The following is a 16,987-nucleotide window of genomic DNA, read 5'->3' as shown; positions in this document are numbered from 1 at the left end:
TCGTTGCCGCCGCACTGTCTTCGATCGCGACTAGCAGGCCAACGACACTTGTTACGAAAGTCCGACGATGACGATCAACCGCCGCGATGCCATGAAGAACGTCCTGAAGCTCGCGGGCTCCGGCGCAACGCTCGCGTTGCCGGCCGTGGCAGTGCAGGCGGCAAGCGCGGCCAAAACCCGCTTCGATCACGGCGTCGCGAGCGGCGATCCTTCGGTTGACGGCGCGATCCTCTGGACCCGCGCGTCACCGATCGAGACCGCGCATGCGACGGACATCGCTCTGACCTGGCACGTTGCCCAGACCGAAGGCGGTAAGCCGATCCGCTCCGGCAGCGTCAAGGCCCGCGCGGCGCGCGACTTCACCGCCAAGATCGAGGCGACCGGACTTCAGCCAGGCCGCGAATACCACTACTGGTTCGACGCTGCAGACGGCACACGCTCGCCGGTCGGCCGGTTCCGCACGTTGCCAAAGGGCAAGGTCGCCGATGTCGTCATGGCCGTAGTGTCGTGCCAGCTCTATGCGGGCGGCCTGTTCAATGCGTATGACGCGATCGCCAAGCTCGACCGGGTCGATACGGTGCTGCACCTCGGCGACTATATCTACGAGTACGGCGTCGATGGGTACGGCGCGGACATCGGCAAGAAGATCGGCCGCCTGGTCGAACCGCGTCACGAGATTGTCAGTCTCGCCGACTACCGGATGCGCCACGCGCAGGTGAAGCGCGACGTCGACATGCAGGCAGCCCACGCCCGCGCCGCGTTCATCTGCGTCTGGGACGATCACGAGGTCGCCAACGACGACTGGATGCACGGCGCCGAAAACCACGACCCGAAGACCGAGGGCGATTGGGACGCGCGCAAGGCGGCGGCGATGCAGGCGTATTTCGAATGGATGCCGATTCGCGATCCCAAGCCCGGCCAACCTTGGGCGGCGATCAACCGCAGCTTCGATTTCGGCGACCTCGCGACGTTGGTGATGGTCGAAACACGTCTGCTCGCGCGCAGTCATCAGGTGGTGTCGAAGGGCGAGGATATCCTGCCTGACGAATACGCATCGATGCTGGCCGAACGAGCACGGCCCGACCGCGAACTGCTTGGGCCGGCGCAGCTCGCCTGGGTCGAGAACACGATGGCGACGTCGGTTGCCGCAAACAAGCCGTGGCAGGTGCTCGGCAACCAGGTGGTCATGGCGAAGGTCGCCGGGCCCGACTTGGAACGCCAGCTCGGGCCGGTCGCGTACGCCGCGCGCATGGCAAAGCTGCCGGCGATGTGGCGCGAGCGGATCGCCGCGGGGATCGCCTCGTACCGGGCAGGGCTTCCGTTCGGATTCGACAGCTGGGACGGCTATCCGCCTGCCCGCGAACGTCTTTACGCGGCATTCCGGCGCGCCAAGTCGCGGCCGATCGTGCTCTCCGGCGACAGCCATGCGGCGTGGGCGAACGATCTGCACGATGCGTCGGGTAGACTGGTCGCCGCGGAGTTCGGCTGCACCGCGATCACAAGCCCGTCTTACGGGTCGCTGCTCCCCGGCATCGGCGCACTCATAGCGGACGCCAACAAGGGCGAGGTCCGCTTCTGCGATCAGGACGGCAAGGGGTTTACGCTGCTGACGCTCACGCCGGAACACGCCACGGCGGATTCCATCACGGTGTCGACCGTGATGACCAAACCATATACCCAAGCGACCGCGGCCCGTTTCCGTACGCACGCCGATCGCCCCGATCAGCCGTTGGAAAAGATCGCCTAATATTAAACGGGGGGGCGTTCGGAGGCTTGGGCTCCTGCAGCATTCGATCGACGTCCGCGCCAATGGCGGATCGCGGTCATCACCACCGCGACGACGACTGCGAGAATCGCGACTCCGGCCAGCTTGTGCTTCGGCATGATGCTGTGGACCGCGTCGAGCAGCGTGTCGCCGAACAGGTAACCGATGCCGGTGAACATCACGCCCCACACCGCCGCGGAGATCGCGTTGAGCGTCATGAACGTGCGCGCGGGGACGTGCGACGTGCCGATCGCGATCGGGCTGATCGTGCGTAGGCCGTAGAGGAACCGGAAGCCGAGGATGAAGATTGTCGGGTGGCGCTCCAATGTGTCGAGTGCCTTGGCAAACGCAGGCTTTGCGGCGATCTTCCGAACGCGCGCAGTGTCGCGGTAACGGCGCCCGGCAAGGAAGAAGAGCTGGTCTGCCGCAAACGACCCGGCGACTGCCGCCGCGGCGCTTCCCCACAGCGGCAGCAGGTGCTGGTGCGCCAGCACGCCGCCGGTCACGACCGCGGTTTCGCCTTCGAGCCCCGCACCCAGGAATATCGCCGCGAGGCCGTATTGTGCGATAAGCGTTTCGATCGACATCGCTCGCCCTTGCCGCAGCACGGCGTTCTCCGCCAGCACCATCTATTCGCGTCGCTACAGGTGTTTATCGGGCAGTCGAACGCGTCTACCGACCGAGGTAATCCATTTTGCCGATCGGTACGCCGCGCATCCGCAACAGCGCGTAGGCGGTCGTCACGTGAAAGTAGAAGTTGGGCAGCACGAACCCGAGCACATAGCTTCGTCCCGTGAAGTCGAATGTTTGGCTCGGCGTGATGACCGTGACGGGCGTATCCTCCTTGCCGTCGATTGCATCGCGCGGGACACCATCCAGGAACGCGACCGTTGCCGCAATCCGCTGCTGCAGGGCGGTGAAACTCGTCTCGTCGTCGACCATCGCGACCGTCGGTACGCCGCCGATACGGACCATCGCGCCCTTGGCCGTATCGCTCGCACGCTGGACCTGCGCGGTCAGCGGCGCCATGTCGGCGATCAGTCGCGTGCCGAGCAGGTCCGCCTCGGCGATGCCGTTTTCCTGCGCATACGCCTCTCCCGTCCTGAGGATCGCCGAAAGGCTGGCGAAACCCCGGCGGAATGCAGGGACGGTGAGGTCATGGAGTTTGGTCATGCGGCTGGCGTAGGCGCGCAATCAAGGCTGGTCGAGGAGGAACGCCGCAAGCTGGTTCCAGGCGGGCTGCTTTGCGGCGAGACCGATCGTGTGCAGCGGGCTGCTGGAGGGAAGCGCGACGACGGTCGGCCCCGCGAAGTTCGGTCCGAGCAGCTTCATGCCTTGCTTGAGCGCGGTACCGCCGTTGAAGGCGACCGCGCGAAGCTTACTTAGTCGCGTGATGAATGTGACGATATCGTTGCCTTCGACCTCGACGATTGCCGAATCGCTACTCCCCGCCCGCCGCGCCGATCCTATCACGTCCCACAACGCCACCTTGCTCGTACGCAACGCGGTGAGCCGATCGCCATAGTCGAGCGCGACGAGATCGCGTCCGACGACCGGCGTCATCAGCTGCCAGAACTGGTTCTGCGGATGCGCGTAATATCGCTGCGCGGCGAGGGATCGATCGCCCGGCAGGCTGCCCAGAACCAGGATACGCGCATCGGGATCGAAAATCGGCGGAAACGAGTGCTTGAGCGACATTAAGTTCCCCGGAGTGGCACGACCGCAAGACTATGCGATACGCCGGTTATAACCTAGGACCAGCATACATGGTCGCACCACGCGCGGTACGATCACAGGAAGGACTGCCACTTGGCACTGAACGGACACCTACCGCCGCTCGCACGGACCGGTATCGACGGGCTCGACGACATTCTGAATGGAGGGCTTACGCCGGACCGGATGTACCTCGTCGAGGGCACGCCAGGCACCGGCAAGACCACCCTGGGACTCGGCTTCCTGCTGACCGGCGCATCGGTCGGCGAGGCCGGGCTTTATATCACCCTGGCCGAGACCGAGGTCGAGCTGCGTGCGGTGGCGCAGACGCACGGCTGGTCGCTGGACTCCTTGTCGCTGTTCGAGATGGTGCCGGCCGACGGCCTTGGCGAGGATCACGAACAGACCCTGTTGCACCCCAGCGAGGTGGAACTGGGCGAGACGATACGAGACGTCATGGCAAAGGTCGACGAGCTTCGCCCGAAGCGCGTGGTGATCGACAGCCTGTCCGAACTGCGGCTGCTCGCGCAGAGCCCGATCCGCTATCGGCGCCAGATCCTCGCGCTCAAGCACTTCTTCTCGACGCGCGCCTGCACCGTCCTGTTCCTCGACGACAAGAGCGGCTCGGGCAGCGACCTCCAGTTGCACAGTATCGCGCATGGCGTGATCTCGCTCGAACAGACCTTGTCGGGGTTCGGCGCCCAACGCCGCCGCATGCACGTCGTCAAGATGCGCGGCGTACGGTACCGTGGTGGCTATCACGATTTCGAGATCGAACGCGGCGGGCTGTGCGTGTATCCGCGTCTGATCGCATCCGAACACGTCATGAAATATTCGGACGATGCCGTATCGACCGGGTCCGTCGAACTCGACACGCTGTTGGGTGGCGGACTGATCCCCGGCACCGCGACGTTGCTGACGGGCCCAGCGGGCGTCGGCAAGACGACTGCGTCGGTCCAGTCGATGATCGCGGCGTTGAAGCGCGGCGAGCGGGCCGCGTATTTCTTGTTCGATGAACGATTGCCGACCTTGCTGAAGCGTAGTGCGTCGCTGGGCATGGACTTGATGCCGTTCGTCGAGAACGGCCAGCTTGAGTTGCGGGCGATCGATCCGGCCGAGATGTCGCCTGGCGAGTTCTCCGGCGCCGTGCGTGCAGCAGTCGAACAGCACGGCGCGAAGATCGTCGTGATCGACAGCCTCAATGCGTACCTTCAGGCGATGCCCAACGAGCAGTTCCTGATCCTACAGATGCACGAGATGCTAACGTATCTCGGCCAGAAGGGGATCGTCAGCCTCCTGATCCTCGGTTTGCACGGCATTACCGGCGATGTCAGGTCGGATGTCGACCTCAGCTACCTGTCCGACACCATCGTCCAGCTCCGCTATTTCGAGGCACATGGCGAGGTTCGGCAGGCGATTTCGGTCATCAAGACGCGTACCGCACGGCACGAACGCACGATCCGAGAGTTTCAGATCGGTAGCAACGGATTGTTGGTCGGCGAGCCCCTTCGCGAATTTCAGGGCGTGCTGACCGGTGTTCCGACATTCTCGGGCGAAGGAAAGACGTTGATGGCCAGTCGGATGGGGATGCGGGACTCGCGCGACTGACATGGACGATCGCGTCCTGATACTGGCGCCCCGCGGGCGCGATGCGGCGATCGCGTCGGACCTGCTCGGCCGGAACGATATCGTCGCTTACGTGTGTCGCGACCAGATGGACCTCATTGCCCAGCTCTCCAAGGGCGCGGGCGCGGTGATGCTGACCGAGGAAGCGCTGGCGACCGAGGAAGTCGCGCCGCTTGCCGAATGGGTTGCGACGCAGCCTAACTGGGCGGACATACAGTTCGTCGTCTTGGCAAACGGCACGAGGACGCCGCGGACGGCGCGCGCGACTCAACGCCTCACCGACCTCGGCAACGTCCTGCTACTCGAGCGGCCGCTGCATGCCGAGGCGATGCTGGGCGCGATCCGGTCGGCGCTGACGGCGCGGCGACGGCAGTATGAGTTGCGCGACGTCGCTGTGACGCTCGAACGTGCGGTGCTCGACCGGACCAGCGAATTGCGATCCGCGCGCGAAAGCCTGGAGATCGCGCTCGAGGCCGCAGGTATGGGCAGCTGGGACATCGACCTGACGACCGGTGAATCCCGTCGGACGCTCCGCCACGATGCGATCTACGGCTATCCGGAAGGCCGGCCCGACTGGACCATGGAAACGTTCCTGAGCCACATCGACGTCAAGCAACGCGGTACCGTCACGCGCGCGATGACCGAGGCGACGCGAACCGGCAGCATCGACGTCGAGTACCGCATCGATGCGGCTGACGGGGCGTCCCGGTGGTTGGTCGCCAAGGGCAGGGTCCAGTATGACGATGCCGGCAAGGCATCGCGGATGACCGGCGTGGTCTCCGACGTCACCGATCGCAAGGAAGCCGATGCGCAGCTCGCGCAGGCGCAGAAGATGGATGCCATCGGCCAACTCACCGGTGGTGTCGCACATGATTTCAACAATCTGCTGACGCCAATCGTCGGCAGTCTCGATCTGCTGCGTAGGCGGCACAAGGATGACGAGCGTACGCAGCGAATGATCGGTGGCGCGTTGCAGGCGGCGGAGCGGGCTGCGACGTTGACCCAGCGACTTCTTGCGTTCGCCCGGCGGCAGGCTTTGCAACCACGCGCGGTCGACATCGGCGCGTTGATCGACGGACTCGTCGACTTGATGCGAAGGTCGCTCGGGCCCTCGATCGCGGTAACAATCGAAATTCCGCGGCATCTTTCGTCGGCTCGCGTCGATCCCAACCAGCTCGAACTGGCGCTGCTCAATCTCGCTATCAATGCGCGCGACGCGATGCCCGGTGGCGGCAAGCTCACCCTGACCGTCAGCGAGGTCGTGGTCGACGAGCGCAACGTGGTCGGCCTCGCACCGGACCGCTACGTCCGGATTGCGGCGATCGATACCGGCGTCGGCATGGATCGCGCGACTCTGGCCCGTGCGACGGAGCCGTTCTTCTCCACCAAGGGCGTCGGCAAGGGTACCGGGCTCGGGCTGTCGATGGTCCATGGCCTTGCCGCGCAGTCGGGCGGTACGCTTCGCCTGACGAGCGAACCCGGTTCGGGCACGACCGTCGAACTGTGGCTGCCTGCAACCGACGAGGTGGCCACCGACACCGTCGAGAATACCGCCGAGCCGGTCATCGCCCGCCGTGCGGCCAAGGTCTTGCTGGTCGACGACGAGGACCTCGTACGCGCGGCCACCGCCGACATGTTGCGCGATATCGGCTATGTCGTTGTCGAAGTATCTTCCGCCAGCCAGGCGCTGTCGGCGATCCGGTCGGGCGTCGATGCGGACATACTGGTCAGCGACTATCTGATGCCTGGCATGACCGGCGGACAGCTCATCGCCGAATTGTGGTCGTCGGGAAATCGCATCCCGGCCTTGCTGGTTACAGGCTATGCGGCGGCGGGCGAGGACGTGCCCGAAGGCGTCATCCGTCTTTCGAAGCCGTTTCGCCAAACCGATCTTGCCGCGCGTGTCGACGACCTGTTGCGCACGTCGCCGCCGGGGCGCCCCAAGCTGCGCGCGGTCGAGTGATACCGGACCGGGCGAACCTCGCCCGGTCCGGTACGTGTTCGAAGTTTAGAAGCCCTTCTTCAACGAGACGAAGAACTGCCGCGGCGCGCCGGCGAGCAACGTCTGGTTGTCGCCGCTCGCGGTGAAGCCGTTCGAACCGATCGTTGAGATATACTTCTTGTTGGTCAGGTTGGTCACGTTGCCCTCGATCGCAACGCCGTGCATCGCGCCGTCGCCTTCGAAGCGGTAGCCGATGCTGGCATCGACCAGCACGCGGCTCGGCACCGACTGGTCGTTGAGGTAGGTGAAGTAGCGCTTGCTCATGTAATCCGCGCCGACCCGGCCGGTGAAGCCCGACTGTTCGAGCACGATCTCGCCCTTGACCATGTGCTTGGGCGTGTCGACGACGGTGTCGCCCTTGCGGACCTGGACAGAGCCGGAGGCGTCGGTGACCGTGTCCTGGTATTCCGCGTTGGTGTAGGAATAGCTCGCGAACAGCGAGAGCGGGCGGAACACGCGGTAATTGGCGGAGACTTCCGCGCCGTACGTGCGCACGCTGCCCGCGTTGTTGAGCGTCGGGGCGTTGCCGAGGATGCCGACGCCGTTGGCAAAGGCGAGCAGGCGGTTCGAGAAGTCGACATAATAGCCGACTGCCGACGCCTGGAACGGTCCGCTATGCAAGCGGACGCCGCCTTCCGCGGTCTTCGATCGCTCGGGCTTGAGGCGCCCGCGGACGGCGTTGAAGCCGGCCTGCGTCGCCGCGAACGGCCCGGTGGTCGCCGACGACACGAACGCGCGCATGTTCTCGGTATAGTCCGCGAACACTTCGGCCGCCGGGGTCAGCTTGAACAGGATGCCGGCCTGCGGCTGGAACCAGTCCTTCGCCGAGATGCGACCGACCGCGAGTGGCGACGTCGTGTCGGGCAGCATCGTCGCGCTGTTGACGACATAGGCGCCCTTCCACCCGGCGTTGACGATCAGCCGGTCGCCCGCAAGCTTCAACGTATCCTCGACGTGATACTGCATCGTGTCGGTGCCGTATTTGCCGTCCCACTGCGTCGCAAACGGATTTTTCTGGAAATCGAGCACGTCGCGGTTCGGTGTTGCGCTGTCGGTCATGCCGTAAAAGCGCCGCGCCTGCGTGAAAGTATTGGTCTCAAGCCAGCCGCCGACTTCGAAGGTGTTCGCGCCCGTCTCGTACGCGATATTGCTCAGCGCGCCGCCACGCTTGATGCTGTATTCGGTCGTCCGGAAGCTGAGCGGGCTGGTCGCCGTGATCGCACTGCCGTCCTGGTTGAGCGCCCCCGCCGGGGTCTGCGCATAGGGCGTGATCCACGATCCCTGGCCCTTGTTGTCGTGATAATAGCCGGTCGTGACCATCGTCAGCTCGGGCGTCAGGTTCGCATTCAGCGTAACGCCGCCGAGATAGTCGCGCCGGACGCCACCGGCATCGAAATACGCATCGTCGACGGTGCCGAACCCGGCCGGGAAGGTCGTGCCGGTACCGGCCCATGGCGCAACGAAGCCCACCGAAGAGCCGTTGTTCGCCTTGGTGTAGCTCGCGAGCGCCGCCTGGTTCTGGTAGGTTTTCCCAATCTGCAGAGCGAGCGGATAATTGTTGGCGATGTTGTCGTTGCGCAGGCCGCGACGGCTGATGATGTCGTAGCTGAGATCCTGGTAATCCTGCTCGCGGCGATCGGAGAAGTTCACGAACGCGGACAGGCTGCCGAACGCACCGAGATCCTTGACGATCTTGCCGTTGGCCTGGTGCTGGCGCTGGACGCCATCGCCCTTCCACTTGTCGGTGGTGAGGTAGCCATAGCTCAGATAGCCCTTCAGGCCGCCGCCGAGGTCGCCGGTGTCGAGCCGTGCATAGCCGCGATACGTGTTATCGGAGCCATAGGTGCCGCCGCCGGTGACGTTCGCGGTATCGCGCGGTTTGTCGCTGAAGAACTGGATCGTGCCGCCGAGATTGCTGGTCGAAGCAGTGCCGAGCGCACCGGCGCCCTGCGCGACTTCGGTGCGGGCGACGTTCTCGGAGATGATCGCGCGGCTGATGTGGAGGCCGTTGACGTTGCCGTAGCTCATGTCGCCGAGCGGCACGCCGTCGAGCGTGAAGCCGAGCTGGTTCTGGTTGAACCCACGCAGCGAGATGCGAACCGCCCATTCATACGCGCCGAACGGGTCGGACGCCTGGAAATTGACGCCGGGAAGCTTCTCGATCGCCTTGAGCGGGCTCGATCCGGGGGTGAGGCGCGCGAGGTCGACTGCGCTGACGCTCTGGACCTGACGGCTCTGGCCGAAACCGAGCACGACGATATCCGCCGAAGCCTCAGGTACCGGAGCGGCCTGGACATCTGCCGGCGCGCCTACCTGGGTTTCCGGTGCGGCTTCCGGCGCTGCCTGGGCGAAGGCGGCAGGCGTGGCGAGCGCCGCGAGTGCGACACCGGCGAAAAGCGACGATATGGTCTGCATGATGTCCCCTGAAGCGCGACGGCGCTCAGCGGCCCTTTGCCGATCCGCGTTACGCGTCGGCGACAGATCGAAGACGGTTTCGAGACGATCGGCGATATTGTTACGGTAGTGACCTGAACGCCTCTATCGCGGGGCGGGGAGGGGTCGCCGGTTACTTCAAGAGGCCAATAAGACCGCTATTACCCGCGCATCATTCGCGCGATCGTCTTTGCGGCAGCGGCACCATAAGGCGGCTTGAGGCCGGCGAGCTTGGCGACGTCGAGCCGCGTTTGCTTGAAGACCGCGCGCGCGTGACTGAACGTGCGGAAGCCGTCGATGCCGTGATACGCGCCCATCCCGGACGGGCCGCTGCCACCAAAGGGGAGGTCCTCCATCGAGACGTGGAAGATCACATCGTCGATCGTCACGCCGCCCGAGATCGTCCGGTCCATTACGCGGCGGCGCTCCGCTTCGTCGCTGCCGAAATAATACAGCCCGAGCGGGCGGTCGCGGCGGTTCACCTGCGCGATGGCATCGTCGATCCCGTCGTAGCGGCGGACGGGCAGGACCGGGCCAAAGATTTCCTCCTGCATCACGATCATGTCGTCGGTCGCGTCGCGGACAATGTGCAACGGCATCTTTCGCGAGTTGGCGGCGCCAAAATCCTCGTTCGCCGGGTTCACGACCTCGACGGTTGCGCCTTTTGCTTTCGCATCGGCAATCCAGTCGGTGAGGCGCTGGTGATGGCGATCGTTGACCACCGACGTATAATCGGGGTTCGCGAGCAACGTCGGATACATGGCGCTCGCCGCCGCCCTGATGCCGTCAACGACCTCGGCTTCATCTGCCGACGGAACGAGGAGATAGTCGGGCGCGAGGCAGATCTGCCCGGCATTCATCATCTTGCCGAGCGTCACGCGTTCGGTCGCGCGCGCGATGTCCGCCGATGCGCCGAGGATCACGGGTGATTTGCCGCCGAGTTCGAGCGTGACGGGCGTAAGGTTGTCGGCGGCGGCGTGGAGGATGTGACGGCCGATCGCGGTTGCACCGGTGAAGATCAGGTGGTCGAACGGGAGCGCGGCGAAGTCCTTCCCGACATCCGCACCGCCGGTGACGATCGCGAGTTCGTCCTGCGCGAAGTATTTCGGTACGAGCGCTTCGAACAGCGCGGCCGTGGCAGGCGTGTACTCACTCGTCTTCGCCATCGCGCGATTGCCCGCCGCGAGCACCCCCGCGAGCGGCGCCATCAACAGGTTAACCGGGAAATTCCACGGCGCGATGATGCCGATGACACCCTTGGGTTGATACTCGACCCAAGCCTTTGCGCCGAGCAGCCCCAGCGGGAACTGGACCGCGCGCCGCTCGCGTTTCATCCAGCGGTCGAGGTGCTTGGCGGCATGCGCGATCGGTGCGAGCGAGGCACCGATATCGGTGATCATCGTCTGCTCGCGGCTACGATGCCCGAAATCCTCCGACACCGCGTCACAGAACTGCACAGCGTTATCCCGCACCATCGCCGCGGCGCGCTTTAGGCGGTCTAGACGGACGGCCTTGGAAACGGGGAGATCCGCCATGAACGCTTCGCGCTGGTCGGCGAGGATGGTCTGCATATGCGTCATTTAGGTGTCCTCGAGAGCTACAGGCTCGAATAGGTCAGGTTGTCAGTTCACTGCCGGAGGTTCGGGCGGCGCATATTGGTGGACGAACCTGAGCGAGAAGCCGGTTTCTCCCGCTGCCCGTCGTTTCGGATCGGTGATCCTTTGCTCGAAGAAGAACAAGGACTCGCTCGTCCTGTCCGGCAGCGTGCGCGTCTCGCCGACGGCGTGAATGTGAATGTCGCCCTGATCATCGTCCCAAGGTTTGATCGGGACGAACCCGCCGATTGCGTTTTCATAGGTTTTCGCGATGGCCCGATAGGCATCCAAGTTGCCGATATCCGGCGCGCTCCAACGGACGGAGCAGGCATGGAAGGGCGGATACTCGATCCATAACGTCGCACCCTTATCGTTCAGGTCCCACGCACGTGCAGGATCATCCAGCATCGTCACCTTCACGTCGGATTGGGACAGTTCTCGCGCACCTCGTGCGACCATCATCGCCTCGACTGCCTTGTCATCCAGAAAGCGGTTAAGACAGATATCGTCGTATACTTTGATCAACCGCAAGGCACGCTCGTCCGCGGGTGGAACGGCCGCTGTCGTTACGAAAGCCAGCAAGAGCAACATCGCTTTCTCCCATTCACCCCGGCTGTGTTCGCCCGGTACGGCCTGATACCGGCGTCAACCTACACGCTCTCGCGACAGGTGCTAGACTCACGCGCCGACAGGCAAATCCCGGAACGCCTGATCCTTGTCGACGCGAATTTCACCAGGGAGGCCGAGCACGCGTTCGGCTATGATGTTCTTGAGGATCTCGTCGGTGCCACCGGCGATGCGCAGGCCGGGCGCCCACATCGTCGCGGCGTGGAAGGCGCCTTTAAGCGGGGTGAGCGCGGGGTCGGATATGATGCCGTACTGATCGCCCGCCTCGACTGCGGTGTTGCCGATCGCCTGCAACTGGTTGGCGGCGACGATCTTGCCGATCGAGCTTTCGGGCCCCGGCACCTGGCCCTTCGACAGCGCGGTGATCGTCCGCATCCGGGTGTTGCGCAGGCCCTCCGATTGCACCCACCAGTCGGCAAGCGTCTGGCGGAACGCGGTGTCCTTCAGCAGCGGGCCGTCCGCGCCATTGGCCTGCGCGGCGAAGGCGAGGATGTCCTCGGGCCCGACGCCGCCACTCGTGCCGATCGCGAGACGCTCGTTCATCAGCGTGAACAGCGCGACCTTCCAGCCGCCGTCGACTGGGCCGAGGCGTTGCGCATCGGATATCCGGACGTCGTTGAACCACACTTCGTTGAAGCTCGACCCACCGGACATCTGGTGGATCGGGCGGATCTCGATCCCCGGCGCCTTCAGGTCGAGCCAGAACATCGTCAGGCCCTGGTGCTTCGGCACGTCGGGATTCGTGCGGACCAGGACGATGCCATAGTCGCTGTAATGTGCGCCCGAGGTCCAGACCTTCTGGCCGTTGATCACCCACTCGTCGCTGCCGTCCGCATTTTTGGCGCGCACCGCACGCGTCCGGATCGCGGCGACGTCGGAGCCGCCGGCGGGTTCGGAGAAGAGCTGCGACCAGATTTCGTCGCCGCGCACCGCGGGGCCGACGAAGCGGTGCTTGGTCGCGTCGTCGGCATAGGCCATCACGGTCGGCACGCACATGCCGAGGCCGATTGTGAAATAGCTGCCGTCGACCGCGTGCTTCGCCTCTTCCTGCCCGAAGATGACGCTTTCGATCGGGGTGCCACCGCCGCCCCCCCATTCCTGCGGCCAGGTGATGCACGCATAGCCGCCGGCCGCTTTGCGCGCCTGCCATGCCTTCGCCTTGGCCATGTCGTCGGGGTAATTGCCCGCGTCATGCTCGGCGATATTTGCGTCGAGCCAGTCGCGCGCGGCGGCGCGGTAGGTGGCTTCGGCGTCGCTGTCCTTGAAGTCCATGTGCTACTCCGATCAGGCGGCCCGGCTAGGCGGCGTTGCGCATTTCGAGTTGACCGACGAGGCGTTCGCGCCAGGCGGCGGGGCTGCCGGCGACGAGCGCGAGCTGGCGCGAGCGGCGGTAATAGAGGTGGCAGTCGGACTCCCAGGTGAAGCCCATCCCGCCATGCGTCTGGATGTTCTCCTTCGACGCGAACCAGTATGCGTCGGACGCGGCGACGCGCGCGGTGGCGGCGGCGAGCGGCAATTCCGCAGCGCCCGCGTTCAGCGCCCACGCGCCGTAATAGGCATTGGAGCGCGCGAGTTCGTTCTTCACGTACATGTCGGCGAGCTTGTGCTTGATCGCCTGATAGCCGCCGATCTGCCGGCCGAAGGCATACCGATCGAGCGCGTAGCCCTTCGCCATGTCGAGACAGCGATCCGCGCCGCCGAGCTGCTCGAAGGCTAGGAGTACGGCGGCACGGTCGAACACTGCCTGCATCGCGGTAATGCCGTCGTCGGTGCCGAGCTTCTCGCAAGGGGCGTCGGTGAAGGTGAGGCGGGCGGCGCTCCGCGTCGGGTCGAGCGTTTCGAGGACTTCCGCAGTAACGCCAACGCCCTTTTCGATGAGGTAGAGGCCGTCGCGGGCTAGGACGACGATCAGGTCGGCGACGTCGCCATCGGTGACGGGGATCTTCTCGCCGGTGAGCTTGCCGCCGGAAACGGTGGTGCGGATCGAGCGTGCGGTGACCGGGCCGGCGCCCTCCGAGGTGGCGAATGCGCCGATCACGTCGCCCGCCGCAATCCTCGGCAGCCACCTGACCTTCTGAGTGTCGGTGCCGTAGAGCATCAGCGCTTCTGCGGCGAAATAGACGGTCGAGGCGAACGGGATCGGTGCGCAGGCGCGGCCAAGTTCCTCGGCGATCGCGCAGAGTTCGATATGGCCGAGGCCTAGTCCGCCGAACTCCTCGGGGATCGCAGCGCCGAGCCAGCCCTGTGCGCCGACCGCTTTCCACAGGTCCGCGTCATACACTTTGGCGGAGTCGTCTAGCACGGCGCGGACCCGGTCGCTGCCGCAATGCGCGCCGAGGAACTTGCGCGCTTCGTCCTTGAGGAATTTCTGGTCGTCGGAATAATCGAAGTTCATGCGGACTCCTTGGCTTGCGCCCAATATTCGTCGCGGAGCAGGCGCTTGTAGAGCTTGCCCGTCTCGTGCCGCGGCAGCGTGTCGCGAAAGTCGATCCGGCGCGGCGCCTTGACGTGGCTGAGGTTAGCGCGGGCGAACGCGCTGAGTTCGGCCGCGAGCTGCGCGCGGTCTTCGGTGGGGTCGGCGGGGCAGATTATCGCCACCACCTGTTCGCCCATCTCGTCGTCAGGCGCGCCGATCACCGCGACGTCGGCGACTTTCGGATGCGTAACGAGGAGGTTCTCGATCTCGGCGGGATAGATGTTCACGCCGCCCGAAATGATCATGAAGCTCTTGCGGTCGGTGAGGTAGAGGTAGCCCTCCTCATCGAGCCAGCCGACATCGCCGAGCGTCGTCCAGCCATGCGCGTTGGCGGCCTCCGCGGTCTTGGCCGGATCGTTGTGATATTCGAACGCACCGCCGCCCGCGAAATACACGTCGCCCTCCGCGCGCGGGGGCAATGCGTTGCCAGCCTCGTCGCAGATCATCGTCTGCGCGGTCAGGTTGCGGCCAACCGAGCCCTTGTGCGTCAGCCATTCCGCGCTGGAGATCGCGCAGAACCCGTTGCCTTCGGTACCGGCGTAATATTCGCCGATGATCGGGCCCCACCAGTCGATCATCGCCTGCTTGACCGGCAGCGGGCAGGGGGCGGCGGCGTGCCAGACTGCCTTCAGCGACGACACGTCGTAACGGGCGCGGACTTCGGGCGGGAGTTTCAGCAGGCGGATGAAGTGCGTAGGCACCCATTGCGCGTGCGTGACGTGGAACCTCTCGATCGCGGCGAGCGCGGCCTCGGGGTCGAAATGCTCCATCACGACGACGGTGCCGCCGACCTGGTGCACCGCCATCGACCAACGCAAGGGCGCGGCGTGATAGAGCGGCGCGGGCGAGAGATAGACCATCTCGGGCGTGAACCCGTACAGCCCCTTGCCGAGCATCACGAGCGGCGAGACGTTGGTCCCGAACGGCTCGTCGGACAGCGCGTGCTTGACGCCCTTGGGTTTGCCGGTGGTGCCGGAAGAATAGAGCAGGATGCCGCCGGGGGAAGGGTCGGCAATGGGCGTGGCGGGCTTCGCGTCGCGCGCGGCTTCGTAAGACGCGTACCCGTCGATCGCGCCGTCGACGACGTAGCGGCGCACGTCATCGAGCATCGGCATCAGCGCGGCGGCAACCTCCGCGCAGCCCTTGCTTACGATCAGCACGCGACAATTGCCGTCGCGGATGATGTACGCCGCCTCGCTCGCGGTAAGTTTCGACGAGAGGCCGGTGCAGTAGACGCCGGTGCGTTCGGCCGCCCACATCACCTCGAGATACCTCGGCGAATTGTCCATCAGCACCGCAATGCCGTCGCCGCGCTTCAGCCCGAGCGAGCGGAGCAGATGCGCGCCCCGGTTCGCCCGCTCGTCCAGGTCGCGATACGTCACCGTCTCGCCCGTCGCCGCCATGATGTAGGCGGGCTTGTCGGGCGTCGTCAGTGCGTGCGCGACGGGGTGCATCAGACGCGCTCGATGATGATCGCCGGCGCCATCCCGCCGCCCGCGCACATCGTCACGAGCCCGCGCTTGAGGTCCCGGCGTTCGAGCTCGTCCAATATCGTGCCGATCAGGATCGCGCCGGTCGCACCGATCGGATGGCCGAGCGCAATCGAGCCACCGTTGACGTTTACCTTGTCGCGGTCGAGCTTCAGGTCGCGGATGAACTTCTCGGCGACCACCGCGAACGCCTCGTTGATCTCCCACAGGTCGATGTCGTCGACCGTGAGCCCGGCCTTCGCCAGCACTTTCCGCGCGGCGGGGACGGGGGCGTTGAGCATCAGCGTCGGGTCGTCGCCCATGTTCGCCATCGCGACGATCCGCGCGCGCGGTTTGAGGCCATGCTTGGCAGCATAGTCGGCGCTGGCGAGGAGAATCGCGGCGGCGCCATCGACCACGCCCGATGAATTGCCAGCGTGATGGACATGCGCGATCTCCAGATCGGGATAGCGGCGGTTGATCTGCTTGCGGTACGTCGTGCCCTTCTCGTCGAGCGGAATGTCAGCGATCCCGGTGAACGAGGGGCGCAGCGCGGCGAGGCCTTCGGCGGTGGTGTCGGGGCGGGGATATTCGTCCTTTTCGAGCACCAGCGCACCGGTATCGTCGGTGACCGGGACGAGGCTGCGATCGAACCGCCCTTCGGCGATCGCCACCGCGGCCCGGCGCTGGCTCTCGAGCCCGAGCGCTTCGAGCGTCTCGCGGTCGATCCCCTCGATACTGGCAATCGCGTCAGCGCAGATGCCCTGGTTCGATTGCGGGTGTGCGGCATCAAGTCTCGCGTTACCCGAGCCGATCCCGAGCGGTCGCTTCCCCGCCGCCATGTCGTCCTGCATCATCGTCGTGGTCAGCGACATCATCTCGGTGCCCCCGGCGATGACGAGGTCTTCCATCCCGCTCATGATCTGCGCCGCGGCGAAGTTCACCGCAGTGATCCCGCCGCCACAGAACCGGTCGAGGGTCGTCCCGCTCGCCTTCACGTCATAGCCTGCGTCGAGCGCCGCCATCCGCCCAAGATCGCCGCTCTGCTGGCCACGCTGCGTCGAGGTCGACCAGATGATGTCGTCGACATCGGCGGTATCCAGCTTGTTTCGTTCGGCAATCGCCTTCAGGACGGTCGCGGCTAGGTGTTGGGGGTGCATGTGCGCAAGGGCGCCCTTGCCGGTCTTGCCGATCCCGCGTGGGGTACGGACGGCGTCGATGATCAGTGCCTCGGCCACATCGCTCTCCTGTTGCACCCGCCGGTTCGGTCGTGGTGCCTGA

Annotated in this window: 13 protein-coding genes; 3 read left to right on the top strand and 10 right to left on the bottom strand. The window is 65.2% G+C overall.

Features of this window, described 5'->3' with window-relative positions; translation table 11 throughout:
• Positions 1 to 67 precede the first annotated feature (67 nt).
• Entirely contained in the window at positions 68 to 1,747 is a 1,680-nt protein-coding gene (locus tag BM244_RS04240) for an alkaline phosphatase D family protein (RefSeq protein ID WP_093397573.1), read from the top strand.
• Positions 1,748 to 1,749: 2 nt separating this feature from the next.
• Here BM244_RS04240 and BM244_RS04235 read toward each other — a convergent pair whose 3' ends face one another.
• From BM244_RS04235 to BM244_RS04225, 3 genes are all read right to left on the bottom strand, one after another.
• Positions 1,750 to 2,352 carry a DedA family protein gene (locus tag BM244_RS04235; protein WP_093398107.1) on the bottom strand — a complete coding sequence of 201 codons (603 nt, stop codon included), beginning with the start codon at positions 2,350 to 2,352 and terminating at the stop codon, positions 1,750 to 1,752.
• Positions 2,353 to 2,437: 85 nt separating this feature from the next.
• Positions 2,438 to 2,938 (bottom strand): DUF1993 domain-containing protein, encoded by a 501-nt coding sequence (locus BM244_RS04230; RefSeq protein ID WP_093397571.1) that lies wholly within the window; start codon positions 2,936 to 2,938, stop codon positions 2,438 to 2,440.
• 21 nt (positions 2,939 to 2,959) lie between these two features.
• Entirely contained in the window at positions 2,960 to 3,463 is a 504-nt protein-coding gene (locus BM244_RS04225; RefSeq protein ID WP_093397570.1) for a DNA-deoxyinosine glycosylase, read from the bottom strand.
• Between the two features lie 111 nt (positions 3,464 to 3,574).
• Between BM244_RS04225 and BM244_RS04220 the strand changes: the two genes are divergently transcribed.
• Both BM244_RS04220 and BM244_RS04215 read left to right on the top strand, forming a co-directional pair.
• Positions 3,575 to 5,086, top strand: a complete 1,512-nt coding sequence (locus BM244_RS04220) for an ATPase domain-containing protein (RefSeq protein WP_093397569.1) — start codon at positions 3,575 to 3,577, stop codon at positions 5,084 to 5,086.
• 1 nt (position 5,087) lies between these two features.
• Complete coding sequence (locus tag BM244_RS04215; protein WP_093397567.1) at positions 5,088 to 7,067, top strand: PAS domain-containing hybrid sensor histidine kinase/response regulator; 1,980 nt, start codon at positions 5,088 to 5,090, stop codon at positions 7,065 to 7,067.
• A gap of 45 nt (positions 7,068 to 7,112) precedes the next feature.
• Here BM244_RS04215 and BM244_RS04210 read toward each other — a convergent pair whose 3' ends face one another.
• The 7 genes from BM244_RS04210 to BM244_RS04180 all read right to left on the bottom strand — a co-directional run bounded on the left by BM244_RS04210 (position 7,113) and on the right by BM244_RS04180 (position 16,944).
• A complete protein-coding gene (locus BM244_RS04210; protein ID WP_093397565.1) occupies positions 7,113 to 9,521 on the bottom strand; it encodes a TonB-dependent receptor in 2,409 nt (802 codons plus the stop codon).
• Between the two features lie 179 nt (positions 9,522 to 9,700).
• Positions 9,701 to 11,119, bottom strand: coding sequence for a coniferyl aldehyde dehydrogenase (locus tag BM244_RS04205; RefSeq protein ID WP_093397564.1), 1,419 nt, complete (start codon positions 11,117 to 11,119; stop codon positions 9,701 to 9,703).
• Between the two features lie 42 nt (positions 11,120 to 11,161).
• Positions 11,162 to 11,725: a hypothetical protein gene (locus tag BM244_RS04200; RefSeq protein ID WP_093397563.1), complete on the bottom strand. Its 564-nt coding sequence runs from the start codon at positions 11,723 to 11,725 to the stop codon at positions 11,162 to 11,164.
• 87 nt (positions 11,726 to 11,812) lie between these two features.
• The gene (locus tag BM244_RS04195) at positions 11,813 to 13,033 is read right to left on the bottom strand and encodes an acyl-CoA dehydrogenase family protein (RefSeq protein WP_093397562.1); all 1,221 of its coding nucleotides are present in this window, start codon (positions 13,031 to 13,033) and stop codon (positions 11,813 to 11,815) included.
• 25 nt (positions 13,034 to 13,058) lie between these two features.
• Complete coding sequence (locus BM244_RS04190) at positions 13,059 to 14,156, bottom strand: acyl-CoA dehydrogenase family protein (protein WP_093397561.1); 1,098 nt, start codon at positions 14,154 to 14,156, stop codon at positions 13,059 to 13,061.
• Positions 14,153 to 15,691 carry an acyl-CoA synthetase gene (locus BM244_RS04185; protein WP_093397560.1) on the bottom strand — a complete coding sequence of 513 codons (1,539 nt, stop codon included), beginning with the start codon at positions 15,689 to 15,691 and terminating at the stop codon, positions 14,153 to 14,155. The genes BM244_RS04190 and BM244_RS04185 overlap by 4 nt, the downstream gene beginning before the upstream one ends.
• The gene (locus BM244_RS04180) at positions 15,691 to 16,944 is read right to left on the bottom strand and encodes an acetyl-CoA C-acetyltransferase (protein ID WP_093398106.1); all 1,254 of its coding nucleotides are present in this window, start codon (positions 16,942 to 16,944) and stop codon (positions 15,691 to 15,693) included. The genes BM244_RS04185 and BM244_RS04180 overlap by 1 nt, the downstream gene beginning before the upstream one ends.
• Positions 16,945 to 16,987 lie beyond the last annotated feature (43 nt).

The organism is Sphingomonas sp. OK281, from assembly GCF_900115295.1.
In the GTDB taxonomy this organism is placed as follows: Bacteria; Pseudomonadota; Alphaproteobacteria; order Sphingomonadales; family Sphingomonadaceae; genus Sphingomonas.
This window is presented reverse-complemented; position numbering and strand designations above follow the sequence as displayed.